Below are 26641 nucleotides of genomic sequence, written 5' to 3' on the forward strand. Positions count from 1 at the left end.
CGAGCCGCCTCCGTGTCATCCCCGGCCGGAGGCGGCAACGCCGCTGGAGGGGAAGAGGATCCGCCTGCACGCGCTGCATCATGGATCCCCTTCCCTTGCTCCGCCTGCCGGGGATGACAATTCATTGCCCTTCAGCGTGACGTCATGACCGCACCCGTTGCCACTGCCGCCCCACCCCCGAGCGCGGCCTCCGGCTCGCTCCTGTCGAAGCTCGAGATCGACGTCCGCATGCTCGGCATGCTGGCGGCTCTCGCCGTCATCTGGGTCGGGTTCGATCTCCTGTCCGGCGGCGTTTTTCTCACCCCGCGCAACCTCTGGAACCTGTCGGTGCAGACCGCCTCCGTGGCGATCATGGCCACCGGCATGGTGCTGGTCATCGTCACGCGCAACATCGACCTCTCGGTCGGCGCAATCCTGGGCGTCACCGGCATGATCATCGGCGTGACGCAGGTGCAGTGGCTGCCGGCCTATCTCGGGCTGGAGCATTGGCTTACCGCTCCTCTGGCCGTGCTGCTCGCCATCACGGTCGGCGGGCTGATCGGGCTCTTCCAGGGCTGGCTCATTGCCTACATGGGCATCCCGTCCTTCATCGTGACCCTCGGCGGCCTGCTCGTGTGGCGGGGTGCCGCCTGGTGGGTCACGGCGGGCCAGACGGTCGCCCCCATGGACACGCGCTTCAAGGCCTTCGGCGGCGGCGTGGAAGGGGCGCTCGGCGCCAATGCCACCTGGATCATTGCGGCCGTCGCCTGCGGGCTCATCGTGGTGGCCCTGGGCTTTGCCCGCCGTCGCCGCCTGCGCTTCGGTTTCCCGGTGCGCCCCGGCTGGGCGGATGCGACCATCGCGGTTGTCGCCTGCGCGGCCGTGCTGGCTGCGGCCGCCATCGCCAATGCCTATCCGCTGCCGGCCGGCACAGCCCGCCGCTGGGCCGAGGCCAACGGCATCGCATGGCCCGAGGGCGGATTGTTCATCCCCCATGGCATTGCGCTTCCGGTGCTCATCGCCGTTGCGGTCGGCCTGGTCATGACTTTCATCGCCACGCGCCGGAGATTCGGCCGCTATGTATTCGCCATCGGCGGCAATCCGGAAGCGGCCGAACTGTCGGGCATCAACACCCGCTGGACCCTGATGAAGGTGTTCGGCCTGATGGGCCTCCTGTGCGGCATCTCCGCCTGCATCTCGACGGCACGCCTGAACGCGGCGACGAACGCGGCCGGCTCGCTCGACGAGCTTTACGTGATCGCCTCGGCCGTGATCGGCGGCACGTCGCTTGCCGGCGGCATCGGCACCATCGCGGGTGCCATCCTGGGAGCGCTGGTCATGCAGTCGCTGCAATCGGGCATGGTGCTGCTGGGCGTCGACACGCCCCTGCAGAACATCGTCGTCGGCGCCGTGCTCGTGCTGGCCGTTTGGGTCGACAGCCTCTATCGCCGCCGCATCAAGTAAGGACAAGCGCACCATGCAAACGAATGGGACGACGCCTCTCGTCGAGATGCGCAACATCTCCATCGCCTTCGGCGGCATCAAGGCCGTGGACGGCGTGTCCGTCGACCTGCGCCCCGGCGAGGTGGTGGGCCTGCTCGGCCACAACGGCGCCGGCAAATCGACGCTGATCAAGATCCTGTCCGGCGCCTACAAGCCGGATGCAGGCGAGATCTACGTGAACGGCGAGCACGCCGACATAGCGACGCCGCGCGACGCCAAGCGCTACGGGATCGAGACGATCTACCAGACCCTGGCGCTCGCCGACAACATCGATGCGGCCGGCAACATCTTCCTCGGCCGCGAGGTGCTCACGCCCTACGGCACCCTCGACGACGCGACGATGGAAGCCGAGACCCGCAAGGTGATGGCGCGGCTCAACCCGCATTTCCGCCGCTTCAAGGAGCCCGTGAAGGCGCTATCGGGCGGCCAGCGCCAGTCGGTGGCGATTGCGCGCGCGATCTACTTCAACGCCCGCGTGCTCATCATGGACGAGCCCACGGCGGCGCTGGGTCCGGCCGAGACGCAGCAGGTGGCCGACCTCGTGCTGCAGCTGAAGAAGGAAGGCATCGGCATCTTCCTCATCAGCCACGACATCCACGACGTGTTCGGCCTGGCCGACCGGGTGAGCGTGATGAAGAACGGCAAGCTTGTGGGCTCCGCCAGCGTGCAGGACGTGACCCAGGACGAGGTGCTCGGCATGATCATCCTCGGCAAGTGCCCACCCGGTGCGACGCCAGGACCGGGCGCGAGCTGAAGGTTTATCGTCATCCCGGACGGAGCATGGCGCTTTTCAAATCTCCATGGCCGCGCCAAGCCCGGCCATGGCGTGAAATGTTTCGAAGCCGATCCCGGGTTCTGCTTCCAGCCCCAGGATGATGGCGTTACCGATGAGCATAAGTGAGGATTTGATGACCCAGACAGTTTACGGCTCCCTGAAAGGCAAGACCGTTCTCATCACCGGCGGCGCGAGCGGCATCGGCGAGAGCATCGTGCGCTCGTTCCATGCGCAAGGCAGCAAGGTGGCAGTTCTCGACTACAATGCCGAGGCGGGCCAAGCCCTGGCGAAGGAGCTCGGCGAGGGCGTGCATTTCGAGCACAGCGATGTGCGCGACATTCCCGCCCTGCAAGCTGCGATCCGCCGTGCGAGCGGTGCCGTCGGTCCCATCACGATCCTTGTCAACAACGCAGCCCGCGACGACCGCCACACCATTGATGAGGTGACGCCCGAGTACTGGCGCGAGCGCTTTGCCACCAATCTCGACCACCAGTTCTTCGCGGCGCAGGCCGTGCTGCCGGACATGGAGAAGGCGGGCGGCGGATCGATCATCAACATGGGCTCGACGAGCTACATGGTGAGCGACGATGCCTTCGCGGCCTACAAGACCGCAAAATCCGCCGTGGTCGGCCTCACCCGGGCACTGGCGCGGGAGCTGGGCGATAGAAATATCCGCGTCAACTGCCTGGTGCCGGGCTGGATCATGACCCAGCGCCAGATCGACCTGTGGCTCACGCCCGAGGGCGAGAAGGAGCTGCTCAAGCGCCAATGCGTGAAGCGCAAGCTCGTGCCGCAGGACATCGCCAACTTCACGCTCTTCCTCGGCTCGGACGATTCCAGCGCCATGTCGGCTCAGACCTATCTGGTGGATGGCGGCTGGGTTTAGTGGCGCTTGATCGCACGTCATCCCGGACGACGCAGGCGATTCGGGAGCAGGTGCAGGATGTGACTCCCGCCTCTCCCCGCCGGGGAGAGGTGTTCCGGCGCCACTCTCGTCCACCGATCCCGGGCTCTGCTGCGCAGCCCCGGGATCACTGGGTGATTTATGCGCGCGATCCTATGCCCACAGCAGGAACGTCCTCCTGCACCTCGTCCTTCTCCCGAACCGTCCTCATCGTGTCGCGTCTGACGATGAAGCACAGAATCACCAGGGGGACGCCGATGCTGGCGGTTGCGGTGAACAGCAGTGGGTACCCATAGGCATCCACGACCGCACCCGATGCGCCGCCGATGAGCTTGCCCGGCAGAGCATAGAGCGAGCTCAGGAGCGCATATTGCGTGGCGGCGAAGCCCGGTGAGGTGAGCCCGGACATGTAGGCGATCAGGGCGGATCCTGCGAAGCCGGCGGCGAAATTGTCGAAGCTGATGGTCAGCGTGAGAAGATCCAGCCGCGCTCCTTCCGTAGCAAGCCAAGCGAACATCAGGTTCGAGGAGGCTGCAATGACGGCGCCGACGAGCAGGGTCCACCATAGGCCAAGTCGCGTAAGCGCCAATCCGCCCGCGAAGGCGCCGATGATGCCTACCCAGACGCCGTAGAGTTTCGACACGTTGGCGATGTCTGTCTTGGAGAAGCCGAGATCGATGTAGAGCGGGTTCGCCATGACGCCGGCGACGAAGTCCGGCAGGCGGAAGCAGGCGATGAGCGCAAGGATCGGGATGAGGATCAGTCCCTTGCGGCGAAAGAGGTCGGCCAGGGGCTCGGTGATCGCTGCGCTGAAAGGAAGGTGTTTGCGCTCGGCGCTCTCGTCGACACGCGGGGCAAGCAGCGTGCCGAGGAGGCCGACACCCATGAGCGCCGCCATGGCAAGGTAGGCGCTGCGCCAGTTCACGAACTCCGCGATGTAGAGCGCGCCGGCACCGGCGCAGATGAGCGCCAGCCGGTAGCCGAGCTGGTATGAGGCCGCCATCATGCCCTGTTGCTCGGTGGAGGCCACGTCGATGCGCCAGCCGTCCACGACGACATCCTGCGTCGCCGATGCGAAGGCGACCAGAAGAGCCGACGCAATGGTGACGGGAAGGCTCGTCTGCGGGCTGCTGACGGCGATGCCGACGAGGCCGAGGGCGGTGACGATCTGCGACAAGGCCATCCACCCGCGCCGCCGCCCGAGAAGCCGTGCGAGAGCCGGCACATCGTAGCGGTCGACGATTGGGGCCCACAGGAACTTGAATGAATAGGCCAGGGCCACCCAGCTCAGCATCCCGATCTCGGTGCGCGAGATCCCGGCCTCCCGCAGCCAGGCCGAAAGCGTGCCGAACACGAGCAGGAAGGGCAGCCCCGACGAGAACCCCAAGGGCAGCATGAGGGCGATGCGTCCGTCGGTCAGGACGTCGCGGAACGAAAGACGGCGTTTGGGTGAAGCGGCCATGTAATCACTGGTGCAAGGAAAGGGGCCACCTTGGCACAAGGCGCTGCCGATGCAAAATCAGACGCCGGCCTCCTCGCTCTCGACCGCATCGCTCAGCTTGGTCAGAAAGGTCTCCAGAGCCTCTTCTGGCGGGCAGTCCCGCTCCATCAGAACCTGCAGGCCCCATTGCTCCAGAACCGCCTGCTCCACGGGGTTCGGGCGCAGCATGAACACGTAGGATTGCGGCCGGTCCCGCTCGTAGCCGGAGCCGGCCCAGGTCTTCCAGAGCCGGTGCATGAGGAAGCGGATGTTCAGGTCCGTCATGCTGTAGCCGATGAACAGGATGGTCTTGCCGAGGGCGTCGGACCGGAACTTGATGTCCAAGGGCGATTCGAAGGACAGGCGCTCGAGATAGTCCGTTTCTGCGATCACGATGGACCCGTCGTCGTCGAAGTCGCCATGGTACTTCACGATCTGCGGCACGCCCTCGCGAACGCGGGCGACGTCCTTGGCGTTGACGACCTTCACGTAGTCCTTGCCGTGGAGCTCGAAGGCGGTTTCGAGATTCCGGTCGAAGTTGGTGGTGTAGACGATGGGAAAGTCGAGCCTGCAGATGAGCTCGTGAACGCGGGAAGCCTTGAGGGTGTCCTCGGGGATCGTCCAGTTCCGGTCCATCCAGCTGCGCAAGGGGCCGATGCTCCCCTGCTTGAGCCGGTAGTATTCGGCAAGCGTCAGGTAGTTCAGGTCCGTTCCCTTGAACTCCGACAGGTCGATCTCCAGCTCGTCCGCGATATGCTCGATCAGGGTTCCCCAGGAGGGCAGGCCCACGGTCATCGAGACGCCGGCGCCGGCGAATAGGATAGCCCGCCGCTTTCTGATGGCTGCAACCAGGTCTTCCAGCACGCACCTCTCCTGTCGTGGCCTCCTGCCCTTAACGCGCAAAACGCGCAGTCGGCTTCAATCGGGCCGGAAGGGATAACTTGGGCGTTTCGTGTGTTGTCTTGAGGCTTGGACCTATCGAGCAGGAGAAACAGGGACGTGACAGGCTACCGGATCAAACAGATCGAAACCCTCCATGAGGGATGGCGCAAGCTCCTCAAGCTCACGGTCGAGATGCCGGATGGCCGGACCATGGCGCGGGAAGTCCTGAACAGCGCCGATGCCGCCGCCGTGCTTCCTTACGATCCTGAAGCGCGCAAGGTCATCCTGGTCCGGCAGTTCCGCGCGCCCGTCATGCATGTGGAGGGGCAACCCGATGTCCTGGAGGCCGTGGCGGGCCTCCTCGACGAGGACGCGCCCGAGGCCTGCGCCAGGCGCGAGGCCATGGAGGAGGCGGGCCTTCGCCTGCGCGATCTGGAAAAGGTGGCGGCCGCATGGTCCACCCCCGGCATCACCACGGAGCGCCTGCACCTGTTCCTGGCCCCCTACACGAGCGCCGACCGGGTGGGGGAGGGCGGCGGCCTGGCCGAGGAGCACGAGGACATCGAGGTGCTGGAAATCGGCCTCGACGAACTCATGGCGATGCTGGAGCAGGGCGCCATCACGGACATGAAGACGCTGGTCCTGATCCAGGCTTTGCAGCTCAGGCGCCCGGAGCTGTTCGGGAAGGGCTGAGGGGCCGTTCCCAGGTTTCGCCGAGGTTTACGCGCCAAGCCGCCGGGCATGCCAGCGCAGGTGGTCTTCGATGAAGCTCGCGATGAAGAAGTAGGAGTGGTCGTAGCCCTCCTGGCGGCGCAGGGTCAGGGGTTGCCCGGCCCTGGCGCAGGCCTCCTCCAGCAGCTGGGGCTTGAGCTGGCTGTCCAGGAAACTGTCGGCGGTGCCCTGATCGACTAGGAGGTCCGGCAGGCGCGCGCCGCCCTCGATGAGCGCGCAGGCGTCGTAATCCCGCCAGGCGGAGCGGTCGGAGCCGATGTAGCCCGACAACGCCTTCTCGCCCCAGGGGCAGTTCAGGGGCGACGCGATGGGCGCAAAGGCCGAGACTGCCTTGAAGCGGTCGGGGTTGCGGAGCGCGATGGTCAGCGCCCCATGCCCGCCCATGGAATGGCCGGTGATGCCCTGCCGGCTCATATCGGCAGGCAGGTTCTCGGCGATGAGATCCGGCAGCTCGCGCTCGATGTAGGAGCGCATGCGGTAGTGCTTGGCCCAGGGGGCCTCGACCGCATCCACATAGAAGCCCGCGCCGAGGCCGAAATCGTAAGCGCCCTCTGGATCATCCGGCACACCTTCACCGCGCGGGCTGGTATCGGGAGCGATCAGCATCAGGCCGAGTTCCGAGGCTGCCCGCTGCGCGCCGGCCTTTACGGTAAAGTTCTCCTCCGTGCAGGTGAGCCCGGAGAGAAACCACACCACCGGCACCTTGGCCCTTTCGGCCTGCGGAGGGACAAAGACGGCCAGGCGCATGGGCGTGTTCGTTTCGCGGGAAGCATGACGGTAGACGAACTGCGTGCCGCCAAAGCAGCGCGCTTGCGAGACGGTCTCGAAACTCAATGATCTGCTCCCGGATCAGTAGACGACGACGGAGCGGATCGACTTGCCCTCGTGCATGAGGTCGAAGGCGGTGTTGATCTCGTCGAGAGGCATGGTGTGAGTGATCAGGTCGTCGATGTTGATCTTGCCCTCCATGTACCAGTCCACGATCTTCGGCACGTCTGTGCGGCCGCGCGCGCCGCCGAAGGCCGTGCCCTTCCAGACACGGCCGGTGACGAGCTGGAACGGACGGGTGGCGATCTCCCGGCCTGCTTCCGCCACGCCGATGATGATGCTCTCGCCCCAGCCGCGGTGGCAGCATTCGAGCGCCTGGCGCATCACGTTCACATTGCCGGTGGCATCGAACGAGAAGTCCGCTCCGCCACCGGTGATGTCGACGATGGCCTGCACAACCTTATCGGTGCCGACCTCGTTGGGGTTGATGAAATCGGTCATGCCGAACTTCTTCGCCATCTCGACCTTGGCCGGGTTGATGTCGACGCCGATGATCTTGTCGGCACCGACCATGCGGGCACCCTGGATCACGTTGAGGCCGATGCCGCCGAGGCCGAACACCACCACATTCGCGCCCGGCCACACCTTGGCGGTGTAGATCACGGCGCCGATGCCTGTGGTGACGCCGCAGCCGATATAGCAGATCTTGTCGAAGGGCGCGTCCTCGCGAACCTTGGCGAGCGCGATCTCCGGCAGCACGGTGAAGTTGGCGAATGTCGAGCAGCCCATGTAGTGGAACACCGTCTCGCCCTCGCAGCGGAAGCGGCTGGTGCCGTCGGGCATGAGGCCCTGGCCTTGCGTGGAACGGATGGCGGTGCACAGATTGGTGCGGCGCGACAGGCAGGATTTGCAGTTGCGGCACTCGGGCGTGTAGAGCGGGATCACGTGATCGCCGGGCTTCAAGGTGGTGACGCCGGGCCCGACCTCGCGCACGATGCCGGCGCCTTCATGGCCGAGGATTGCCGGGAACTTGCCTTCCGAGTCCAGGCCCGAGAGGGTGTAGGCATCCGTGTGGCACACGCCGGTCGCCATCACCTCCACGAGCACCTCGCCGGCCTTCGGGCCTTCGATGCGGATGGTCTCGATGGTGAGGGGCTTGCCAGCCTCCCACGCCACGGCGGCCCTGGTTTCCATGCTCGTGTCCTCGCTGATGATTCGATGAGGGGACTATGCGAACCGGGGCAACGCAAGGTCAAGTGAAGCGGCCGCAATGGCCGCGCCTTCCCTTGGTTGGCCGCAGAGCCTATCTGTGATCGCACAGACACGAAGGAAACCGTTGTGCCAGACGTTCGCGCCGCCATCATTCCCGTCACGCCCTTTCAGCAGAACTGCACATTGCTGTGGTGCGAGAAGACCAGGAAGGCCGCCGTGATCGATCCGGGCGGCGATCTCGACCGCATCCGTCAGGCCATCGCGCAAAGCGGCGCCACCGTCGAGAAGATCATCCTCACCCATGGCCATATCGATCATGCGGGCGGGGCAGCCGAGCTGCGGGACGAGCTTGGCGTTCCGGTCGAGGGCCCGCACGAGGCGGATCGCTTCCTGCTCGACCGCCTCGCGGAGCAGGGGCGGAACTACGGTTTCGAGGCGCGGCCCGTCACACCGGACCGCTGGCTGAACGAGGGCGATACGGTGAGCGTCGGCGATCTCACCCTCGACGTGCTCCACTGCCCCGGCCACTCGCCGGGCAGCGTCGTTCTCGTATCGAAGGATCAGCGCTTTGCTCTTGTGGGCGACGTGCTCTTCCAGGGCTCCGTCGGCCGGGTGGATCTGCCCGGCGGCGACGGCAAGGCGCTGATCCGCTCGATTAAGGACAAGCTCCTGCCGCTCGGCGACGACATCGCGTTCATCTGCGGCCATGGCCCGACGAGCACCATCGGACGGGAGCGGCAGACGAATCCTTACCTGCAGGGTGAGGGGTTGCTCTGACGCGCCTGTCATCCCAGGCGAGGGAAGGGGAGTTTATGGCGCTGTGCGTGCAATCGGATTCCCTTCCCCTCCAGCGGCCATGCCGCTTATGAGGCGCCCATGCGCACCATCGGTCTCGCCTGGCGCCGCACATCCGCTCGCAAAGGCGACTTCATGGCGCTGGGAGGCCTGATCAAGGGGCTCAGGCCGGAAGATCGGGATTTGGGCAAACCTGCACGAGCCTGATGCGTTGACGCCCAAGGAGAGCGCTCATGCCCCAAGACACCCCTGTCCATATCCTGGTCTGGAGCGACTATGTCTGCCCGTTCTGCTATCTTGAGCGTCCTGTCCTGGAACGCGTGCAGGGGGAACTCGGGGACAGTGTGGTGATCGACTGGCGCGCCTTCGAGCTGCGCCCCGAACCGGAGCCGACGCTCGATCCAAACGCGGAATACCTGCACCGGGTCTGGAACCAGTCCGTTTACCCCATGGCGCAGGATCGCGGCCTTGCAATGAAGCTGCCGCCGGTGCAGCCCCGCAGCCGCAAGGCCCATGAGGCGGCCGAGTTCGCCCGCGAGAGCGGCAAGCTCGATGCCATGAACCTGGCCCTGTTCAAGGCCTTCTTTCAGGATGGGCGCGATCTGGCCGACACGGGGGTTCTGCTGGAGGTCGGGCAATCCGTCGGGCTCGATCCCGAGGGCCTGAGCCGGGCCCTTGCGAGCGGCCGCTTTGCGCAGAGGGTGCTCGAAGACGAGAAGATGGCGCGGGAGATCGGCATTTCCGGCGTTCCCGCCCTGATCATCGCTGCCGGGGAACAGGCCTACCTCGTCTCCGGCGCACAGCCATATGAAACCGTGATCGGGGCGATCACGCGCGCTCAACAGGAGGGCAAGGCGCAAAGCTAGGGTCCAGGATCCGATCAACTCGTTCGCAGGTTCAGCACGGCGAGCGCCTCGGTCAGGCGCCTCTTGGCCTGCTCGACGCCGCTCTCGCTCATGGCATCCGGGTCGACGAACAGATCGAGCCCTGGCGTTTGCTCCCTGATGACCTGGGACCTGCCGGATACCTCCCCTGACCAGCCCTTCACCGCATAAGGAATGATCTCCCGGCTCAGGCCTTTCATGACGATGGGCGCAAGAGGCTGCGCCTCCACCAGATCGCGCACCAGGGCGTAGGTTTCGTAGCTGAGGCAGATGCCTCCCGGCTCCGCGATCGACTGCAGCCGCGCGGCAAGGTTCGCGGCGGCCCCGATGATCGTGTACTCCATCCGGTCGTTGCTGCCGAAATTGCCCACGTTGCAGTAGCCTGTGTTGATCCCCATGCGGGCACAGAACGGCTGCTCGATGCCTCGCTGCCGCCACTGGGCGCTCAACACTTCAAGGCGTTGCTGCATCTCGACCGCCATGCGCAGGCAGGCGCGGGCATCCTCCGTGACACCCTTCGTTTCGGGATCGCCGAAGAAGACGAGGATCGCGTCTCCGATGAACTTGTCGACCGTGCCCCCATGACGAAGGGCGATGGCGGACATCTCGGTGAAGTACTCGTTCAGGAGGGCCGTCAGATCCTCAGGCTGCAGCCGCTCGGAAATGGCGGTGAAGTCCTTGATGTCCGAGAAGAAGATCGTCAGCTTCTTGCGATCGGTCTCGATGGCCACGTCCTTCTCGCCGCTGAAGATGCTCTTGTAGACCTGAGGCGAGAGATATTTTGCGAGCTTTGCCGACACGCCGGCCAGGAAATCGTTGGCGTCCGACAATTCCCGGTTCATGCCGCGGATCAGCCTTGTCTGACGGCGCTGCAGAACGATCAGGATCAGGCCTGCCGTCGCGACGAAGGCGAAGTAGGACAGCAGAAACTTGAACGAGAGAACGTTCCCGGCGATGGGCTGAACGACGGAGATCTCCTGGATGCCGCGAACGTCGCCAACCTTCCAGTCATGCTTGGGGCTATCGGGATGCGTGTTGTGGCAGGAGACGCAGACCGCTCCCATGGTGACGGGTGCCGCCGTGCGCACTCGTCGCTCCAGGAAGGATCCCGAGATATCGATCACAGGCTGCTTGGGATCGGCCCTCAGGCGCGAAAGGGCCGCTTGCTCGAAGCTGTCGATATGGTGCGGCTCGCGTCCCTTGAAGGGCAGGTCGGAGACGAAGCGATATCTCACGGTGCCGTTCACGCCGCTGATGCGCTTGCCGAGTTCGATGGAGAGGGTTGCGGGGATCGGAACGGCGCCGTCCACGTCGCGATAGTTGTGCGTGACCGTGATCGGCCCGGCGGCCGGAAGAATGCGCCCGACCACATCGCTGCCGTAGAACCCGCGCACCTCGTCGATGATCCGGCTGATCTCATCGGCCTGCGTCCGCAGCATGCGCTCGGACAGAGCCCGCAGGTCGAGCCAGGCGGCGATCGGGAGACCCAGAAGGCTGACAACGAGGGACCCTATCAGGAGAGGCCCCATGGCTCTCTCCTGCTGAGGAAGGATCCTCCTGCTCAACCCAAACATCGCCGTTCCAGTTCAACGCGATTGAGTGACGCCTATCCTGGAGAGCCTATGGGTCCTTTTGCCGGCGCGCAACCCTTTGAAAGGAGGGGCTTTGAGGGCATACACCGAATTGCTGCTTCGTCGAGAAAGGCTCTTCAGGTGGGCCGAAGAGACTTCGTGTCCGCTCAGCAGCCCGTGAGCTTCACGCGCTCCACTTCGAGGCCGAAGAAGGGACGCACCCGTGTGCCGATGACATTGCCCGCAAAGGCGGCCACCAGCCAGACCCAACCGTGCAAGCTGCCTGAGGCGATGCCGGAGAAATAAGCGCCGATGTTGCACCCGTAGGCGAGCCTGGCCCCGTAGCCGAGGAGCAGGCCGCCGACGATGGCCGCGACGGCCGAGCGCAGCGGGATCTTCCACACGGGCGCAAAACGGCCTGCCAGCGCTGCGGCCAGCAGGGCGCCGAGAATGATGCCGAAATCCATTACCGTCGTCACGTCTTTGAAGATGCTGCCGTTCAGCTCGGCCTGACGGGCCGGCGAGGACCAGTAGGGCCAGCTCGCCACATCGAAGCCGATGCCGGCTGCGATCTTCGAGCCCCAGAGCGCGAAGGCGGAGGTCACGCCCCAGGGGCGGCCTGCAAGGTAGAGCGTCGCGAAGTTCAGCAGCGCCAGCGCCACTGCGCCCGCCACCAGCGGCCAGGGGCCGCGCAGGAAGCGCGCGAGGCCCTGACGGGGTGACGGATCGGCGGTGATGAGCCGGCCATGGCGGCGCTTCTCGAACAGAACCGTGACGGCGGCGATGAGGGCGAACACGGCAAGCTGCACGGCAAGCGCCGGCCACGGACCCCAGGCCTGGACGATGGAGATCGCCGGCAGGCTCGGCAGCGCGGTCCACCAGTGCAGATGGGCCGCGCCGATGGCGGAGCCGGCGACGAAAGCCGCGAGCGTGATCAGCATGCGCGTGGAGCCGCCACCCACCGTGTAAAGCGTGCCCGAGGCGCAGCCTCCGCCCATCTGCATGCCGATGCCGAAAATGAAGGCACCGAAGACCACCCCGATGCCGGCGGGCGACACGTTGCCCGAAACCGGCTGGCCGAACAGGAAGCCGGAGGCGAGAACTGGGAAGAACAGGACGGACGCGATGGCAAGCATCACCATCTGAGCCCGCAAGCCCTCGCCGCGGCGATCCGCGATGAACACGCGCCAGGCCGAGGTGAAGCCGAAAGCCGCGTGGTAGAGCACGAGACCGAGCGCCGCCCCGAGCACATAGAGAGCAGCCTGACGGGGATTGATGATGGCGCCCAGAAGAGCCGCGCCCCCGATGATGCCGGCTGCGGCCGCAAAGGAGGCCGGCGCATTGATGTTCAAGCTCGCGCGGTTTCCAGCGGAAAGAGGCGAAGCCACTGCAGAGCTAGACATGATCGTTCCTGAAGCTGCGTGGGTGATCGGTGCCAGGTGCCTCATGCGCCTCGCCAGCCGAATGTGTGGTTCTTTAAAAAGAACGTCAAGGGCTGTATTATAGAATTCATCCACGTATATAATCGTGAATAAGAGGCCTGACCATCCGCGCCGGATGTCCTACATCCAGCTCTCCAGCTCCCGCGACGCCCCTCGAACCGGTATTTGACCCATGACCATCCAGCCCGACGTTCCCGCCGCCATCGGCCACACGCCTCTCATCCGGCTGCGCCGCGCATCCGAGCTCACCGGCTGCACCATTCTGGGCAAGGCGGAATTCATGAATCCGGGTCAGTCCGTGAAGGATCGGGCGGCGCTCTTCATCATCCAGGATGCGGTCCGGCGCGGAGCCCTGCGGCCGGGCGGCGTGATCGTCGAGGGCACGGCGGGCAATACCGGCATCGGCTTGGCGCTGGTGGCCAATGCGCTGGGCTTCAGGACGGTCATCGTGATCCCGGAGACGCAGAGCCAGGAGAAGAAAGACATGCTGCGGCTTGCAGGCGCCGAGCTGATCGAAGTGCCTGCGGTGCCCTATGCCAATCCCAACAACTACGTGAAGGTGTCAGGCCGCTTGGCGGAGCGCCTCGCGGCGTCGGAGCCGAATGGAGCGATCTGGGCGAACCAGTTCGACAACGTGGCGAACCGGCAGGCGCATATCGAGACGACCGGCCCGGAGATCTGGGAGCAGACGGAGGGCAAGGTCGACGGCTTCATCTGCGCGGTCGGCACGGGCGGCACGCTGGCCGGCACCGGCATGGCCTTGAAGGAGCGCAACCCGAGGATCGCCATCGGTCTTGCCGACCCCATGGGCGCTGCCCTCCACAGCTACTACACCGCCGGCGAGCTGAAATCGACGGGATCCTCGATCACGGAAGGCATCGGTCAGGGCCGGATCACCGCGAACCTGGAGGGTGCGCCGATCGACGTGGCGTTCCAGATCCCGGACGAGGAAGCCGTGCCGATCATCTTCGACCTGCTGGAGCATGAGGGGCTGTGCCTCGGCGGATCCTCGGGCATCAATGTTGCCGGCGCGATCCGGCTCGCCCGGCATCTGGGACCTGGACACACCATCGTCACCGTGCTGTGCGACTCCGGCACGCGCTATCAGTCCAAGCTCTTCAACCCGGAATTCCTGCGCTCGAAGAACCTGCCTGTTCCACAATGGCTCGAAAGGCGCAGCACCATCGATCCGGGGCTCGTTTAGCCTGGGAGCGTCTCCGGCATATTGCAGCGTACGGGACACATGCCGCGTCCCGAGCGGACGGACGCGGCACCGTTATGTCATCCGGCCATCATGCGGCAGAGGATGTTCCGGCCTCGGATCCTGCAGTCGTGCCCGTGTCATCGGGGCGCTGTTGCTGGGGGCGGCTGAGATTGGCGGGCGAACGGTTTTGCGCGGTCGCTGCCGGCGCCCTCGGATTGACCGTGTGAAGATCGGCCTGGATGCTGTCGAGAAGATCGATGAGCCAGCTGTCGGTGCCCTGAATTCTGTCGCGAAGAGCCGACTTGGCGATGTCGACCTTCGCCGAAATCTCCATGGTGTTGCGCGATGGTAGGTCGCTGAAATCCTGCTCGATGGCGGAAAGCTCGCGCAGGAGTTCATCGCGCAGCGCGCGCTGGTCCTCTGCCATGATCAGCGGCGAGTTCAGCATGCCGCGCAGCGCAGCCCAGCGCAGGCCAAGCGCGCTCACCGACTGCGTTCCGTCGAGGCCTGACAGGTTTGAGGATTCAGCCACGGTCTTTTCCTTTTCGCGAGAACTCAGAATCGAGTTCGCGCAGAAGGGAGCATGGTTGTGGCGTGAATCGGGCAGCAGCCCGCAAAAACCCAGCGGGCCTTGCGCTATTTCGAGTATGGTTATCGAATTCAGCGGATAAAGAAATACAGTGTCAGTGCAGCGCCCACCGCGATCACGAGCCAGCGGATCACGCTTGCCGGCAGACGCCGGCCGAACACGACGCCAAGATAGCCGCCCACCACCGAGGCTGCGCCCACGATGACGGTCTCGGGCCAGCTCACGAGGCCTGCCGCGATGAACAACACGACCGCGACGAGCTGGATCAGCGTGGAGCACAGATGCTTCGCGGAATTGATCAGATGAAAGTCGTCGCCTTCGGTGATGGCGAGCGCCGCCAGCATGACGATGCCCATCCCGGCGCCGAAGAAGCCGCCATACACGGCAACACCCGTCTGAAACGCAAGGCCCGCAACCCACGCTTTCGTGGAGGGATGGCTGCCCTCCTGCTTTCCGATGGCGCGGGCAAGAGCCACGATGCGCGGGCTTGCGGCAAAGAGCAGGGTTGCGAACAGCAGCAGCCACGGCACGAGTTGCCGAAAGGATTCGTTGTTGGTGACGGTCAGAATGTAGGCGCCGCCCAGGCCCCCGACGAGGCTGACGATTCCAAGCGCTGCGAAGCGCCTGATGTTGGCGGCCAGCTCGCGTCGATAGGCCCAGGCGCTGGCCAGATTGGCGGGCGTCACCGCCACCGCGCTCGTGGCATTGGCGACCACGGGCGGGAGGCCTGCGGCGACGAGCGCCGAAAAGGTGAAGAAGGTGCCGCCGCCCGCAATCGCGTTGACGAGGCCGGCCGCGAGGCCCGAGGCGGCGAGAAGCGCCGCAGTTGCCAATTCCATGATCGATCAGTCTGGTGGTGAAAACCCGAGGGCAGGAGGGCAGCCCATAGCATGACCGGGCGGCTCCGGCCCATTAGGCCATTGTCTAGCCAGGTATGCATCGTCGGGTCGGGCGCTTCGGTTGCGCGGCTGGGTCAGGCAGCCGGGATCTGCTTGTAGAAGACGGTCGTGTCGCAGAAGCCGCCATGGGGCCACAGGGCATAGTTCGGAATGACGCCGGACCGCGTCCAGCCGACGCGCTCGTAGAGGCGCTCCGCATCGCCTCCGGTGACGGTGTCGAGCACCAGCACGGTCTTTCCCGCCCGGCGGGCTGCGTCCTCGGCGGCGCGCATGAGAGCCGCCCCGACGCCCTGCTTGCGGGCCTTGCGATGAACGAGCATCTTGGCGATGTCGGCACGATGCGGCTGGTTCTCCGGCTGCGTCAGAACCACCTGCACGGTTCCGACGATCTCGCCGCTGGACTGGTCCCGGGCCACCAGCAGGATCCGTTCGCCCGCGGCCACACCCTCGGCCACACCCTGCCAGAAGGCGTTCGCCCTCTCCTGCGTCAGGGGCAGCATGAAACTGACGGAGGCGCCGCCTTCGACGCAATCGATCAGAACGGAAGCCAAAGCCCCAATCTGCTCCCGAGCCTCGCCGGGGGACAATTGACTGATCGTGACGTGCTCACTCACGGGAGTTCCTCAACGTTGCGTGTAGCCAAGGCCGGCGCGCGTCTCGTCGGTGGCGAGCGCCACCACATAGCGAGCAGGCTGTTCGGACGGGTTTCGAAAAAGGATGGGCTGGTCGAGGCGCATGGACAGGCAATCGCCCGTGGCCAAGCGGTAGGTTTCGTCACCGAGTGTCAGATCGATCTCACCCTCGATCAGCCAGATCTGCTGGCCGATGCCCACGGAGCGCTGCGCCGTGTCGTAGGCCACCAGCGCCCCGGGCGGGAGAACCACCTCGACGAGTTCGATGGGAGACGGAAAGCCGGGGGCCGAAAGGTTGCGGCGCAGGTAGCCGCTGCTCGGGTCACGCCACAGGCGTTGATCGGCGCGGCGCGACAGAGGGGAAGCGCTGACGCTGGCCTTCTCGGCAAACAGGGATGCGAGAGTGACCCCCAGTCCTGCCGCGAGCTTGTCGAGCACAACGGCTGTGGGGCTGCTCTCGCCGCGCTCGATGAGCGAGATCATGGATCGGCTGACGCCGGTCCGGTCGGCCAAGCCATCGAGCGTCAGTCCCTGCTCGGAGCGAAGGCTCCGCAAGCGCCCGGCGAGGTGAGCATTGATGTCTGCCGGCTGTTCCATTAAATTAGAATATTCATCTAATAAATTGGAGTCAATCGATCGGGGAGGGTTATATTCCGGCACAGCGGCCTCACAAAAGGATCGCCAAGGCTCTTCTGAGGCCCTATGGCTGCGGTTTGCTGTGGATCACGCCAAGGCTGTCCATTGCCCTGGACGCTGCAAAAGAAGATTTTCAAAGCATGTCGAACGTGATCCCTCTCGCTCCGCGCCTGAAGCAAGGACGGTCCCCCGCCGTAGAGGTGGAGGAGAGGGCGGCTCTCGCAGCCGAGCTGATCGAGCTGATCGACCGGGTGAGGGACCTGACCGAGCATGTGGCCGGTCTTCCGGGCTCGCCCCTTCAAATCCAGCAGACGGCGCAGCAGCTGCTGGATGCCGGCACAGCCCTGGAGCGCGCCGTCGACTCCCTGACCGAAGGCGGCGAGTGGATTCCGTTCTAAGCCTTCGTGGGCCCAGCTCCACCGCTCCCCGCAGGCGCAAGGAGCGGGCTTATTTCAGCGCATCCATTCGCTCTCCGGCTTGAGGAACGCCACGGGCGCGGGCATGGGCATAGAATTCCCGCGCCTTGGCCACGTCGCCACGAATTCCCATGGCTCCCAGCCTGGAGAGGATATTGGGATCGAATGTCTCGGCGAGCAGGAAGGCCGCACGCGCATTGCCGCTTGCCAATGACCTTTCGAGGAGAAGCCGGGCTCCGCTCACGTCCCCTTTGCGGAGGAGTTCGTCCGCCCTGACCAGGAGACGGTCGTCGGCCTTGGGGGCGGACGCCGGCGGATCGATCTTCACGGCCGTGTTCGGTGGCGGCCCCACCCTCGCCTGATCCATGGTGGTGACGGCGCCCGGCAGAGGTTGGATGGCATCCGGCAGGGAAGCGATCATCACGGGGCCGGGCTCCCGCCGCGGCAGGGACGATGTGGCATCCTGGGGAGCCGGCCGGGGAGCCGCGGGCGCCGGTTTCAGCTCCGGTTCCGGTGACGGAAGAGGCTGAACGTCCAGGCTTTGCGCTGGAGCCAATGGGGCGTCCGCTCCTGAAGCCGCCAGGCGGAGCACCAGGGGTGTCGCGCTCGGCCGGTTCGGCTCCTGGAACGCGCGCAGCGCCTCGCCGGTATCGGCGAGTTCCTGCGAAAGGGCGTCGCCTCTCATCTGGGCTCGCGCCAAGGCCTTCTCCAGTTCGGCCACGCGCAACGATTCCGATGCGGTCACCTCGTCCTTGAAGGCTTGCAGGGCACGCAGCTCCCTCTGAACGCCCGCAAGCTGGCGTGTGGCCTGGTCGCTTTGCTCCCGTTCCTGCCGGAGGAGCGCCTCCAGGCCGGAGACGTTCGAGGGGACCGCGCCCGCATCCTGCTTCTTGGCCGCCTGCAAAGCGCGGTATTCCTCCTGGAGGGATGCGAGTTCGCGCATGGCGGCCTCGCGTTTCTCCTGCTCCTGCTGGAACGCCTTTTGAAGCTCCGAAACCTTGAAGCTCTGCGACGCCGTTTCGGTATCCAGGCGCGCCGTCAGGGCATTGTGCTCCTGCATCAGATCCGTCAGCGTCTGTGAGATCATGCTGGCGTAGGACTGCTCCTGCTCCAGCGCCTGCTGCAGTTCGGCGAGATTGGCCGCTGTCGGCACGGCAGGCGCGCTGCAGGCTGCAGATGGGCCTGCGGCGTTTGCAGCCTCTACCGGCGCAGAGGGGACGTCGCTTCGGAGCCCGAGATCCTGCAGGGTTGCGAGCAGGTTCGGATCGCGCAGGTGATCGGCCAGAACGATGGCGAGGGTGCCCACCTCGATGGCCGTGTTGAGGCTGTTCTCGGCACCTTTCAGATTGCCTTGCCGGATCGCGGCTTCAAGATCCGTTGCCAGCCGCTTCCGATCCTCGGACGTCAACAGGAGCGGCAGAAGGTTCTGGAGCTCGGCCACCCCTCCGGCCTTGACGGAGGCGCCATCGCTCGCGGGTGTTTTGAACGGGACGCTCAGGGTCTCCTGAGCCGATGCGGGCCCGAGTATCGATATGGCGAGGAAAGTGGTGGCCAGCAATCTGGTGGTCAAATGCTTCAATCGAAATTCATTTCGCCCAATCATTTCGGACCTCCTTTGTTGGTTGCCAAAGGCTCATGAAAAGCCTTTGGCTTCGGTCCTGTCTGGGATGGTCTCAGTCCTGCCGGGTCACGCGCCGGGGCGCCCTCTGCCGGTCGCTCTGCCATGCCAGAAACTCCCGGAAGAGGACCTCGCGCTGCTCGGCCGAAACAGCAAGGCCCCTGCTGCTCATGAAGCTCTCGAAGCTCTGGACCTGGGCCGAGGGCTTGCTGGCGGTTGCGGCGCGGTCGAGCCAATCCTGCGCAGGCTTCACGCGCTCCCAGCCGGGCACGTCGGCCGCCAGATTGACCTCTTTCCATTTCGGATGCCGGCCCGGCTGCAGGAACTCGTCGAACCGGGAGAAGAACGCATCCACGAAGCGCCTTACGCGATTGAACCGGTCGGAGTTCTCAGGCCAGTTGAACACCGCAAGCAGGCTGCCCACGGCCAGGGTCTCGACGGGCTTGTCCCTGTCGACGAGCTGAGGATAATCCGCATCCGCGAAGCGGGCCGGGAAGTAGCTTTCCGCGATCTCTCCCTCAAAGGGGATCGGGAGGAGATGGAAGCGGCCTTCTGTCTGGAATTCCGCAATGGCGCGCACCGGCCGTCCGGCGACATAGACGGCGGCCTGGATCTCCCCGGACTTGAGTCGAGCATAGGACGAGGCCTGATCGAAGGTGGTCATCTCGGGCTTGACGCCCAGCTTCTCGAAGATCAGGCGCGAGGTCAGGTTGGTGCCGCTGCCCGCCTTGTCAATATTGACCTTCTTGCCGTCGAGCTGCCGGATATCCGTGATGTCCCGGTTTGCGATGATGTGGACCTCTTCGTTGTAGAGGCGCGTGATGTAGCGCAGGCGGCGGACCGCATCGGTCTGGAGGTTCTCCGCCTGCAGCTGCTCACGGGCATCCATCTGGACGATGCCGATGTCGACGCCGCGCAGGAACATGATGTCGCGCAGGTTCTGCAGCGAGCCGCGGCCGATCATCGGCAGCACACGAATGTCATCCCCGTCGAGCACATTGGCGAGGTCGGCCGCGATCCGGATATAGGTGCCGTCAGCTCCCCCTGAGATCACGCCCAAGGTGCCGGCATTGGCGCGGGAAGGGTTGAAGGCGGGTGCGGTCTGGGACGAGGCGCAGAGCGTGCCGGAGAACAGAGCGGCTGCGACAACGGCGGCTTGAAGCGAGAAATGACCCAAAAGACTGCGGACTGAGGAGAAACCATAAACTCGACCCGACATTCGTTGCCCTCCCTGGACTGGCCTTACGGCCGCTTGTCGATTCGATCGTTTCGTTTTCGTTGGCTATGATTTAAGAAAGTAATCTTATAAATACTAATAACGAAACGAAGGAAGGGTCATCCTATGCCCATGAACCTCATGGTCAATTAAGCTTTTACGGATAGGTAATACTCAAGAAGTGCTAGCAAATACTCATTTAGGGATAGAGGATATCTTTATATTCCTTGAAAGGGCTGAATGTCTCATCCATGCGACATTGCGTCTGCAGGCAGCACTCAGATGTTTCCAGGGGCGGGCTACGCAAAATTCTTGGGCCGTGAAGCATCCTTTAACGGTCCGTTAACCATGAACGGTCGAAATCAGAGGGAATTAAAGGAATCTGAAATCCCGTGACCATTGCCGTTCGCACCCGCCCATCTCTTCGCTTCCGTGGCCGGTCCTTCATGGCCCTGGTCCTCGCGCCCGAGGTGCCGCTGAGGGACTGGCTCGAGGATCTCGACGCCGTCTCGGAGCGCTCGCCGGGCTTCTTTTCCGGACGCCCGATCATTGCCGACGTGTCGTCCCTGAAGCCGTCAAAGTCCGAGTTGAAGTTCCTCCTCGCCGCGTTCAAGATGCGCAACATCCGCATCATCGGCCTTGAGGGCGCTGCTCCCGAGAACGTCGACGCCGATATGCCGCCGGCGATCAACGGCGGCAAGCCTGCGGGCGAGATCGACGTGCCGGACGCGGCGAACGCCGCCGTCGCCGCAGCCGCCGGTTCGTTCGACCAGGCGCCGGCGCCGGAGAAGTCGCTCCTCATCGAGGGCTCCGTCCGGTCGGGCCAATCGATCCTTCATCCCGAGGGGGACGTGACGGTTCTGGGCTCCGTAGCATCCGGCTCCGAGATCGTCGCAGGCGGCTCGATCCACATCTACGGCACCCTGCGGGGTCGCGCCATCGCCGGCTGCACGGGCAATTCCCGCGCCCGCATCTTTTGCAGAAAATTCGAGGCCGAACTGATTGCAGTCGACGGGCTCTACAAGACAGCTGACGATCTGGGGGGCAAGTTCCTCGGTCAGCCCGTGCAAGTGAACCTGGATGGCGATTCCATCATCCTGAAAACATTGGATTAAAGAAAGAGAGACGACAATGGCCAAAGTCTTGGTCGTAACTTCCGGCAAGGGTGGCGTGGGCAAGACAACGTCCTCGGCAGCTTTGGGCGCAGCCCTCGCGCATGGCGGCGAAAAGGTGGTCGTCATCGATTTTGACGTCGGCCTGCGCAACCTGGATCTGGTGATGGGCGCCGAACGCCGCGTAGTCTTCGATCTCATCAACGTGGTGCAGGGCGACGCCAAGCTCAACCAGGCCCTCATCCGCGACAAGCGCATCGAGAACCTGTCGCTGCTTCCCGCCTCGCAGACCCGCGACAAGGACGCATTGACGGAAGAGGGCGTCGCTCGCGTTCTCGACGAACTGCGCCAGAAGTTCGACTGGATCATCTGCGACAGCCCGGCGGGCATCGAGCGCGGCGCCACCATGGCCATGCGCCATGCGGACGTGGCCGTGGTCGTCACCAACCCGGAAGTCTCCTCGGTGCGCGACTCCGACCGCATCATCGGCCTCCTCGATTCCAAGACGGAGCTGGCCGAGAAGGGCGGGCGCATCGAGAAGCACCTGCTGCTCACCCGCTACGACCCTGTCCGCGCCGAGCGCGGCGAGATGCTCAAAGTCGACGACGTGCTGGAGATCCTCTCCATCCCGCTGATCGGCATCATCCCGGAGAGCGAAGAGGTACTGCGGGCGTCGAACGTCGGCTCGCCGGTCACCCTCAACAATCCCGGCAGCGCGCCCGGCCGAGCCTATTTCGACGCCGTGCGCCGCCTCAAGGGAGAGACCGTCGAACTCACGATCCCCAGCGACAAGAAGAGCCTGTTCGGCAAGCTGTTCGGACGGAGGGCCGCATGAGCCTTTTAAGTTTCTTCAACCGGCGCACATCGGCGCCCGTTGCGCGCGAACGCCTGCAGATCCTGCTGGCGCACGAACGCGGCATCGTCGGAGGCAAGCCCGATCTGGTATCGCAGCTGCGGGAAGAGATCCTAGCCGTCGTCCGCCGCCACGTCATGGTCGAGCAAGACAACGTTCAGGTGAAGATGAATCGCGACTCGGACATCTCGACCCTTGAGATCGAGATCGAGATTCCCGCTCCTGCGGCAGCGGGCGCATAGGGCGCAATCACCGATCAGGCGGCCCCTGCTCCGGCAGGGGCCGCTTTTCTATGGCTGCTTGCTCCAGACGCCGATCTTCGCCTCGCGCGCCTTGTCGGCCGCCGCCTTGAGCTCCGGGGTCGCATCGGCCGTGGGCTGGCCGCCGCCGTTGAACAGCACGACCCGCGACAGGTCCTGCCCGCCCACCTGACAACGGTAGGTGTCGTTTGCGCCCATCGGCTCGCAGGAAACCTCGCGGCCCTTGAGGTACTGGGTCAGATCCTCCGGCTTGCCGCCGCCGGGAGCCCATTCGACGCCGAACAGGCGCACCACTTCGCCCTTGAGGGACAGGGTCGCCGTATCGATGACGTCCGGAACACCCTGAAGCGAGCTCGAGGAGGCGGTCGAGCCGGTCACCGATGGTTCCGGCTCACGCAAGGGCGTTGCGTCCGCGGCTGCCGTCTCGGCAGGCTGAGGGGCGCTGGCCTGAGGCGCAGCAGGATCGTCGTTCTGGAACAGGAAGGCTCCGACGCCAAGAAGCGCCAGGATGCCCAAGGCGCCGACGGCAAGGCCCGGCCGGGCCCAGGAGCGCACACGCATTCCGCTAAAGACGTTCCGTTCGTGCTCGGCCGCAACCGGGATGGCATGTCCAGTCGCCCGCGGTCCTGCGGCAGGATTCGTTGCGGCAGGGCCTATCGGAGCGGAGTCCGTTGCTGGGCCGGGCTTGAGCACCTTCAGGGCGTTGCGGGACCATTCATGAATGCGCACCCTGCCCTTATCCGCATTGACCGAAGCGGGCTCTGGGGTGAGTGGTGCGGCTGCACCTTCAGCCGCAGTCGCAGCCGCAGGCTTCGGCTCGCCGGAGTCGAGACTAAGCCAATCGCGCTTCGGCTTCTCCTGCGTCTTGGGAGCCTCCTCCGGCCAGCTCACCACGGCGGGGTCGGTCTTCGCCCGCCGGAACAGCACAGGATAGCGCACGCGAAACTCGTCGATGAGATCCTGGAGGGTGAACTCAACCTGCTGCCCGTCCTTCTCGATCATCCGGGGCTGACTGTTCTGATCGATGACGGTGAGCTTGAAGGCGCCATCGACCTCGGACGGGCGGACCGACGACTCGATGATGAGTTCGAGCGCCCGGCGGGCATCGTCCGTGGGATGGATCTTGTCGATCTCCTCGCGGATGACCGCTCGCATTCTCTCCGTCAGCCGGGTCCAGTTCCGAAGCGAGTCGTTCGGGGAGTCATGGGTCGTTTGATCGTCAATCATTCGAGGCACCCTCCAGAGCAAGGTTTCGCTTGCGCTCCTGGCCGAGCAACGTGCTGTGTTCCGCCACGATAACGGGCTTGTCGCCGATGAAGTGCACGACGAGCTGAAGGGCTCCGGTGCCCTGCGAAACCCGCCGCCGCTTGGGATGAGAGGCGGTGAAGTCGAACACGGCATGCACCGTGCAGACTTCGCCCGCCGGGTTGCAGACCGTGCCGACGCCGTCCGGGCGCGGACGATAGTCGCGCTCCGGCCAGCGGCGCACGAATCGGCGCTTCTCTTCGAACAGCCGTTTCATGCTGACCTCGCGGCCATGAAACAGGATGCGGGGCGCATAGAATGCCGCAGTGGCTTCAAGCGCGGAGTCATTCGGAGCCGACCAGGAATTCAAATAATCAAGGGCAAAGGCTTTGGCGACCGAGGTCCGCGCCGCACGCATGTCCGTATCGGGATCCTTCGTCGGCTGAGCGGCGGCAGCGGCAGGCGCCGGCTCGCGCGGCTGCTCCGCCTGACGGGTGGGGGGCGGCTCCGGCTTGACGACGGGAGTGTTCGGCTGCGCCGATTGTGCGGGCGGGTTTGCCGGGGCAGTAACAGGAGAAGCGACGGGAGCAGGGGCCGGTGCCGCTGCTTGCGGCACAGGTGCGGGCTCGGCCGGCGCCGGACTCGCAGGTTCTGGCGCAGGGGCAGGAGGCTGTGCGGGCGGCTGGGGCGCCGCTCCGGATGCGGGAGGGTCGACCCAGGGGCGTACCGCCTGAGCCACGGCCGTCGATCCGCCGGCCGTCAGCAGTGCCAGGAAGAAAACCGTTCTTGATGCCAGAGACCAGCTGATCTGCATGTGCTTTCCAAAAGGCCTCTCTTGGAGAAAAGGGACCTGGGAAAAGCGGGTGAAAGGCCTCTGGGTTCCATTTGCCGCCCTGACCGGAAGGCTCCGGCCGGGGCGGTTTGCAATGGTTCAGGTGATCGAAAAGGTATTTGGGTTGGAAGGACCCATCAAAGCTGGGCGACCGTCACCGAGGCAACGCCGGAGAGCCCGATCGCCTGCGCGGAGGCTTTCGAGAGATCGATGACGCGGCCGTGGGCATAAGGGCCACGGTCATTGATGCGCACGATCACGGACTTGCCGGTTTTCTTGTTCACGACCCGCACCTTGGTGCCGAAGGGCAGGGTGCGGTGGGCGGCGGTCAGGGCATTGGTATTGAAGGTCTCGCCGCTCGCCGTCCGCCGTCCGTGGAATCCCGGCCCGTACCAGGAGGCGCGGCCGCTTTGAACGACCCCGCCGGGTGCTCCTGCCGGCTCGGCATTGCCGGTGGCCGGGAAGAAGATTGCCGATCCAGAGATGAACAAGCTTGCGATGGTGAGCGTTACCTTGCGTTGATCCACAATGCATTCCCTTGTTTGTTTTAGGAAGTGCGCAAAATGGAGCCTAATGGGGCAAGAATAAGACGTTCTACATGGTAGGTTGTCGTCTCTATAGCCTCGATGGGCAAAACAATTCTGAAACAAACAATGTTGATATTGTAACAAGTTCGAATTTCTGAGCGCAAAATCAATCATCTTCTTTGTTGGTGCGCTCGTTTGAGCATCAGGATTTGGCTTGCGCCTGCTCGGTTGTGCGGGGCGGCAGCATGAACAGCCACAAGGCAACGGCGAGCGCTCCAGCAAGCAGAACCGTGACGAGCCCCGCCACTCCCGGCCACCCTCCTTTGGTCCAGAACACCCCGCCCAGGGTCCCGATGGCGCTCGAGCCCAGGTAGTAGCAGAACAGATAAAGAGCCGAGGCTTGCGCTTTGGCGCCGAGCGCCCGGTTGCCGACCCAGCTGCTGGCAATTGAATGAGCGCCGAAGAACCCGAAGGTGACGGCGACGATTCCAGCCAGAATCAACGCGAGATGGCTGAACAGGGTGAGCGCGACACCGGCGAGCATGATGGCGATCATCGCCCACAGAACGCGCCTGCGGCCCAGCTGTCCGGCCAGCGCGCCGATCCAAGCGGAGCTGAACGTTCCAACCAGATAGGCGGCGAAGATCGCCCCGATGGCGGTTTGGCTCAACGAGTAGGGCGGCTCCGTCAGACGGTAGCCGAGATAGTTGTAGAGGGTCACGAACCCGCCCATGAGCAGGAAGGCCTCCGCGAACAGGCCGCGCAGCCCCGGATCCCGCAGGTGCTCCGCAAATGAGCGCAGCAGATCCGCCGGATCGGCCCGCCGGGGCCGGAAATGGGCAGAGGCCGGCAGGCTCCGCCAGGCTGCGAGGGCCGAGGCCAGACCGATGGTTCCGATCAGGCCGACCGCAAGCCGCCAGGAGCCGAGATCCGTCAAAACACCGCTGATAACGCGGCCCGCCATCCCGCCGACCGCATTGCCGCCGATGAAGAGACCCATCGCCAAGCCGATCGACTTGGGGTCCACCTCCTCGCTCACATAGGCCATGGCGACCGCAGGCAGCCCGCTCAAGGTGATGCCGATCAGCATGCGGGAGAGGAGCAGGCTGGTCCAGTTCGGGGCAGCGGCGGAAAGAATTGTCAGGAGCGCCGATGCGAGAAGGGAGGCCACCATGACGGGCTTGCGTCCCCAGACCTCGGACAGGGATCCGGCGATCAGCATGGCGACGGCCAGGAGGCCCGTGGAGACCGACAGGGACAAGCTGCTGACGGCGGCGCTGACCTCGAATTCCCGCGAGAACTCCGGAAGCAGCGGCTGAACGCAATAAAGAATCGCGAAGGTTGAGAAGCCGGCCGCAAAGAGCGCGCGATTCAGCCGGCGAAATTCGGGAGTTCCGCTCACCAGGCGGCTCGGCGCATGATCGTGCATCGGTTCATCCTGCAGGCCGGCGATGGATCGCAGGCCTATGCGGTCTGGTTTTAGAGCAGGATCACCGCGGATGCCCTATGCCTGATATGCAAATGTAATCTAGAGGCCGAGCCGATCCATTCGCCTGAAGCATGGAGTGCCTGCCAAGTTTGCACTTCTCCCTAGAGCAAAACAGTATTGTATGAAAATCCATTACCTCCAAGACCTTAGACCTCCAGGCTCGCTGCGTCATCGCGCGAGCCTCAT

General features: G+C 64.7%; 28 protein-coding genes. 12 read left to right on the forward strand and 16 right to left on the reverse strand.

Annotated features, from left to right (window positions below; all coding sequences use genetic code 11):
* Positions 1-144: 144 nt before the first annotated feature.
* The 3 genes from JKG68_RS04935 (at position 145) to JKG68_RS04945 (ending at position 3143) form a co-directional block, all read left to right on the forward strand.
* Entirely contained in the window at positions 145-1443 is a 1299-nt protein-coding gene (locus JKG68_RS04935; protein WP_202056442.1) for a sugar ABC transporter permease, read from the forward strand.
* 13 nt (positions 1444-1456) lie between these two features.
* Positions 1457-2236, forward strand: coding sequence for an ATP-binding cassette domain-containing protein (locus tag JKG68_RS04940; RefSeq protein WP_202056445.1), 780 nt, complete (start codon positions 1457-1459; stop codon positions 2234-2236).
* Positions 2237-2390: 154 nt separating this feature from the next.
* On the forward strand, positions 2391-3143 hold the full coding sequence (locus JKG68_RS04945; RefSeq protein WP_202056446.1) for an SDR family NAD(P)-dependent oxidoreductase: 753 nt from the start codon (positions 2391-2393) through the stop codon (positions 3141-3143).
* A gap of 157 nt (positions 3144-3300) precedes the next feature.
* On the opposite strand, the gene JKG68_RS04950 is transcribed toward JKG68_RS04945, so the two are convergent.
* Together JKG68_RS04950 and JKG68_RS04955 are read right to left on the reverse strand one after the other, a co-directional pair.
* Positions 3301-4623: an AmpG family muropeptide MFS transporter gene (locus JKG68_RS04950; protein ID WP_246515100.1), complete on the reverse strand. Its 1323-nt coding sequence runs from the start codon at positions 4621-4623 to the stop codon at positions 3301-3303.
* A gap of 57 nt (positions 4624-4680) precedes the next feature.
* Positions 4681-5505 (reverse strand): SIR2 family NAD-dependent protein deacylase, encoded by an 825-nt coding sequence (locus JKG68_RS04955; RefSeq protein ID WP_202056448.1) that lies wholly within the window; start codon positions 5503-5505, stop codon positions 4681-4683.
* A gap of 135 nt (positions 5506-5640) precedes the next feature.
* On the opposite strand from JKG68_RS04955, the gene JKG68_RS04960 reads away from it, so the two are divergent.
* The gene (locus tag JKG68_RS04960; protein ID WP_312890732.1) at positions 5641-6216 is read left to right on the forward strand and encodes an NUDIX domain-containing protein; all 576 of its coding nucleotides are present in this window, start codon (positions 5641-5643) and stop codon (positions 6214-6216) included.
* Positions 6217-6243: 27 nt separating this feature from the next.
* On the opposite strand, the gene fghA is transcribed toward JKG68_RS04960, so the two are convergent.
* On the reverse strand, positions 6244-7089 hold the full coding sequence (gene fghA / locus JKG68_RS04965; RefSeq protein WP_202056450.1) for an S-formylglutathione hydrolase: 846 nt from the start codon (positions 7087-7089) through the stop codon (positions 6244-6246).
* Positions 7090-7104: 15 nt separating this feature from the next.
* Positions 7105-8217, reverse strand: coding sequence for an S-(hydroxymethyl)glutathione dehydrogenase/class III alcohol dehydrogenase (locus tag JKG68_RS04970; protein WP_202056456.1), 1113 nt, complete (start codon positions 8215-8217; stop codon positions 7105-7107).
* 144 nt (positions 8218-8361) lie between these two features.
* On the opposite strand from JKG68_RS04970, the gene JKG68_RS04975 reads away from it, so the two are divergent.
* The 3 genes from JKG68_RS04975 to JKG68_RS04980 all read left to right on the forward strand — a co-directional run bounded on the left by JKG68_RS04975 (position 8362) and on the right by JKG68_RS04980 (position 9896).
* Positions 8362-9012 carry an MBL fold metallo-hydrolase gene (locus JKG68_RS04975; RefSeq protein WP_202056458.1) on the forward strand — a complete coding sequence of 217 codons (651 nt, stop codon included), beginning with the start codon at positions 8362-8364 and terminating at the stop codon, positions 9010-9012.
* A gap of 99 nt (positions 9013-9111) precedes the next feature.
* The gene (locus JKG68_RS34195) at positions 9112-9237 is read left to right on the forward strand and encodes a hypothetical protein (protein ID WP_281399068.1); all 126 of its coding nucleotides are present in this window, start codon (positions 9112-9114) and stop codon (positions 9235-9237) included.
* 26 nt (positions 9238-9263) lie between these two features.
* A complete protein-coding gene (locus JKG68_RS04980; RefSeq protein WP_202056460.1) occupies positions 9264-9896 on the forward strand; it encodes a DsbA family oxidoreductase in 633 nt (210 codons plus the stop codon).
* 14 nt (positions 9897-9910) lie between these two features.
* On the opposite strand, the gene JKG68_RS04985 is transcribed toward JKG68_RS04980, so the two are convergent.
* Together JKG68_RS04985 and JKG68_RS04990 are read right to left on the reverse strand one after the other, a co-directional pair.
* Positions 9911-11443 (reverse strand): adenylate/guanylate cyclase domain-containing protein, encoded by a 1533-nt coding sequence (locus JKG68_RS04985; RefSeq protein WP_246515102.1) that lies wholly within the window; start codon positions 11441-11443, stop codon positions 9911-9913.
* A gap of 209 nt (positions 11444-11652) precedes the next feature.
* Positions 11653-12888, reverse strand: a complete 1236-nt coding sequence (locus JKG68_RS04990; protein ID WP_202056465.1) for a YeeE/YedE family protein — start codon at positions 12886-12888, stop codon at positions 11653-11655.
* 211 nt (positions 12889-13099) lie between these two features.
* Between JKG68_RS04990 and JKG68_RS04995 the strand changes: the two genes are divergently transcribed.
* Positions 13100-14131, forward strand: coding sequence for a cysteine synthase A (locus JKG68_RS04995; RefSeq protein WP_202056467.1), 1032 nt, complete (start codon positions 13100-13102; stop codon positions 14129-14131).
* An 88-nt stretch (positions 14132-14219) separates the two neighbouring features.
* On the opposite strand, the gene JKG68_RS05000 is transcribed toward JKG68_RS04995, so the two are convergent.
* From JKG68_RS05000 to JKG68_RS05015, 4 genes are all read right to left on the reverse strand, one after another.
* Positions 14220-14663, reverse strand: coding sequence for a hypothetical protein (locus JKG68_RS05000; protein WP_202056470.1), 444 nt, complete (start codon positions 14661-14663; stop codon positions 14220-14222).
* A 128-nt stretch (positions 14664-14791) separates the two neighbouring features.
* Complete coding sequence (locus JKG68_RS05005; RefSeq protein WP_202056473.1) at positions 14792-15559, reverse strand: sulfite exporter TauE/SafE family protein; 768 nt, start codon at positions 15557-15559, stop codon at positions 14792-14794.
* A gap of 134 nt (positions 15560-15693) precedes the next feature.
* Complete coding sequence (locus JKG68_RS05010; RefSeq protein ID WP_202056474.1) at positions 15694-16233, reverse strand: GNAT family N-acetyltransferase; 540 nt, start codon at positions 16231-16233, stop codon at positions 15694-15696.
* Positions 16234-16242: 9 nt separating this feature from the next.
* The gene (locus tag JKG68_RS05015) at positions 16243-16848 is read right to left on the reverse strand and encodes a helix-turn-helix domain-containing protein (RefSeq protein ID WP_202056477.1); all 606 of its coding nucleotides are present in this window, start codon (positions 16846-16848) and stop codon (positions 16243-16245) included.
* A 179-nt stretch (positions 16849-17027) separates the two neighbouring features.
* Between JKG68_RS05015 and JKG68_RS05020 the strand changes: the two genes are divergently transcribed.
* Positions 17028-17285: a hypothetical protein gene (locus JKG68_RS05020; protein ID WP_202056479.1), complete on the forward strand. Its 258-nt coding sequence runs from the start codon at positions 17028-17030 to the stop codon at positions 17283-17285.
* A 49-nt stretch (positions 17286-17334) separates the two neighbouring features.
* Here JKG68_RS05020 and JKG68_RS05025 read toward each other — a convergent pair whose 3' ends face one another.
* Both JKG68_RS05025 and JKG68_RS05030 read right to left on the reverse strand, forming a co-directional pair.
* Entirely contained in the window at positions 17335-18873 is a 1539-nt protein-coding gene (locus tag JKG68_RS05025) for a hypothetical protein (protein ID WP_202056481.1), read from the reverse strand.
* Between the two features lie 103 nt (positions 18874-18976).
* On the reverse strand, positions 18977-20140 hold the full coding sequence (locus JKG68_RS05030) for a TAXI family TRAP transporter solute-binding subunit (RefSeq protein WP_202056491.1): 1164 nt from the start codon (positions 20138-20140) through the stop codon (positions 18977-18979).
* 389 nt (positions 20141-20529) lie between these two features.
* Between JKG68_RS05030 and minC the strand changes: the two genes are divergently transcribed.
* Genes minC through minE form a run of 3 tightly spaced genes read left to right on the forward strand, consistent with a single transcriptional unit; the run spans position 20530 to position 22344 of the window.
* Positions 20530-21252 (forward strand): septum site-determining protein MinC, encoded by a 723-nt coding sequence (gene minC / locus JKG68_RS05035; protein WP_202056493.1) that lies wholly within the window; start codon positions 20530-20532, stop codon positions 21250-21252.
* A gap of 16 nt (positions 21253-21268) precedes the next feature.
* Complete coding sequence (gene minD, locus JKG68_RS05040; RefSeq protein ID WP_202056495.1) at positions 21269-22084, forward strand: septum site-determining protein MinD; 816 nt, start codon at positions 21269-21271, stop codon at positions 22082-22084.
* Positions 22081-22344 (forward strand): cell division topological specificity factor MinE, encoded by a 264-nt coding sequence (minE, locus tag JKG68_RS05045; protein WP_202056503.1) that lies wholly within the window; start codon positions 22081-22083, stop codon positions 22342-22344. The genes minD and minE overlap by 4 nt, the downstream gene beginning before the upstream one ends.
* A gap of 48 nt (positions 22345-22392) precedes the next feature.
* Here minE and JKG68_RS05050 read toward each other — a convergent pair whose 3' ends face one another.
* From JKG68_RS05050 to JKG68_RS05065, 4 genes are all read right to left on the reverse strand, one after another.
* Positions 22393-23589 (reverse strand): thermonuclease family protein, encoded by a 1197-nt coding sequence (locus JKG68_RS05050; RefSeq protein WP_202056507.1) that lies wholly within the window; start codon positions 23587-23589, stop codon positions 22393-22395.
* On the reverse strand, positions 23582-24421 hold the full coding sequence (locus tag JKG68_RS05055; protein ID WP_202056509.1) for a hypothetical protein: 840 nt from the start codon (positions 24419-24421) through the stop codon (positions 23582-23584). Before JKG68_RS05055 ends, JKG68_RS05050 begins: the two co-directional genes overlap by 8 nt.
* 155 nt (positions 24422-24576) lie before the next feature.
* Positions 24577-24909, reverse strand: a complete 333-nt coding sequence (locus JKG68_RS05060; protein WP_312890736.1) for a septal ring lytic transglycosylase RlpA family protein — start codon at positions 24907-24909, stop codon at positions 24577-24579.
* A gap of 259 nt (positions 24910-25168) precedes the next feature.
* Positions 25169-26395, reverse strand: coding sequence for an MFS transporter (locus JKG68_RS05065; protein WP_202056513.1), 1227 nt, complete (start codon positions 26393-26395; stop codon positions 25169-25171).
* Positions 26396-26641 lie beyond the last annotated feature (246 nt).

The organism is Microvirga aerilata (assembly GCF_016743775.1).
GTDB lineage: Bacteria > Pseudomonadota > Alphaproteobacteria > Rhizobiales > Beijerinckiaceae > Microvirga > Microvirga aerilata.

Coding starts and splice junctions, on each gene's coding strand:
- JKG68_RS04935 (WP_202056442.1), top strand. CDS start 145: ATGACCGCACCCGTTGCCACTGCCGCCCCACCCCCGAGCGCGGCCTCC.
- JKG68_RS04940 (WP_202056445.1), top strand. CDS start 1,457: ATGCAAACGAATGGGACGACGCCTCTCGTCGAGATGCGCAACATCTCC.
- JKG68_RS04945 (WP_202056446.1), top strand. CDS start 2,391: ATGACCCAGACAGTTTACGGCTCCCTGAAAGGCAAGACCGTTCTCATC.
- JKG68_RS04950 (WP_246515100.1), bottom strand. CDS start 4,623: ATGGCCGCTTCACCCAAACGCCGTCTTTCGTTCCGCGACGTCCTGACC.
- JKG68_RS04970 (WP_202056456.1), bottom strand. CDS start 8,217: ATGGAAACCAGGGCCGCCGTGGCGTGGGAGGCTGGCAAGCCCCTCACC.
- JKG68_RS34195 (WP_281399068.1), top strand. CDS start 9,112: ATGCGCACCATCGGTCTCGCCTGGCGCCGCACATCCGCTCGCAAAGGC.
- JKG68_RS04980 (WP_202056460.1), top strand. CDS start 9,264: ATGCCCCAAGACACCCCTGTCCATATCCTGGTCTGGAGCGACTATGTC.
- JKG68_RS04985 (WP_246515102.1), bottom strand. CDS start 11,443: ATGGGGCCTCTCCTGATAGGGTCCCTCGTTGTCAGCCTTCTGGGTCTC.
- JKG68_RS04990 (WP_202056465.1), bottom strand. CDS start 12,888: ATGTCTAGCTCTGCAGTGGCTTCGCCTCTTTCCGCTGGAAACCGCGCG.
- JKG68_RS04995 (WP_202056467.1), top strand. CDS start 13,100: ATGACCATCCAGCCCGACGTTCCCGCCGCCATCGGCCACACGCCTCTC.
- JKG68_RS05005 (WP_202056473.1), bottom strand. CDS start 15,559: ATGGAATTGGCAACTGCGGCGCTTCTCGCCGCCTCGGGCCTCGCGGCC.
- JKG68_RS05015 (WP_202056477.1), bottom strand. CDS start 16,848: ATGGAACAGCCGGCAGACATCAATGCTCACCTCGCCGGGCGCTTGCGG.
- JKG68_RS05020 (WP_202056479.1), top strand. CDS start 17,028: ATGTCGAACGTGATCCCTCTCGCTCCGCGCCTGAAGCAAGGACGGTCC.
- JKG68_RS05030 (WP_202056491.1), bottom strand. CDS start 20,140: ATGTCGGGTCGAGTTTATGGTTTCTCCTCAGTCCGCAGTCTTTTGGGT.
- minD (WP_202056495.1), top strand. CDS start 21,269: ATGGCCAAAGTCTTGGTCGTAACTTCCGGCAAGGGTGGCGTGGGCAAG.
- minE (WP_202056503.1), top strand. CDS start 22,081: ATGAGCCTTTTAAGTTTCTTCAACCGGCGCACATCGGCGCCCGTTGCG.
- JKG68_RS05050 (WP_202056507.1), bottom strand. CDS start 23,589: ATGATTGACGATCAAACGACCCATGACTCCCCGAACGACTCGCTTCGG.
- JKG68_RS05055 (WP_202056509.1), bottom strand. CDS start 24,421: ATGCAGATCAGCTGGTCTCTGGCATCAAGAACGGTTTTCTTCCTGGCA.
- JKG68_RS05065 (WP_202056513.1), bottom strand. CDS start 26,395: ATGCACGATCATGCGCCGAGCCGCCTGGTGAGCGGAACTCCCGAATTT.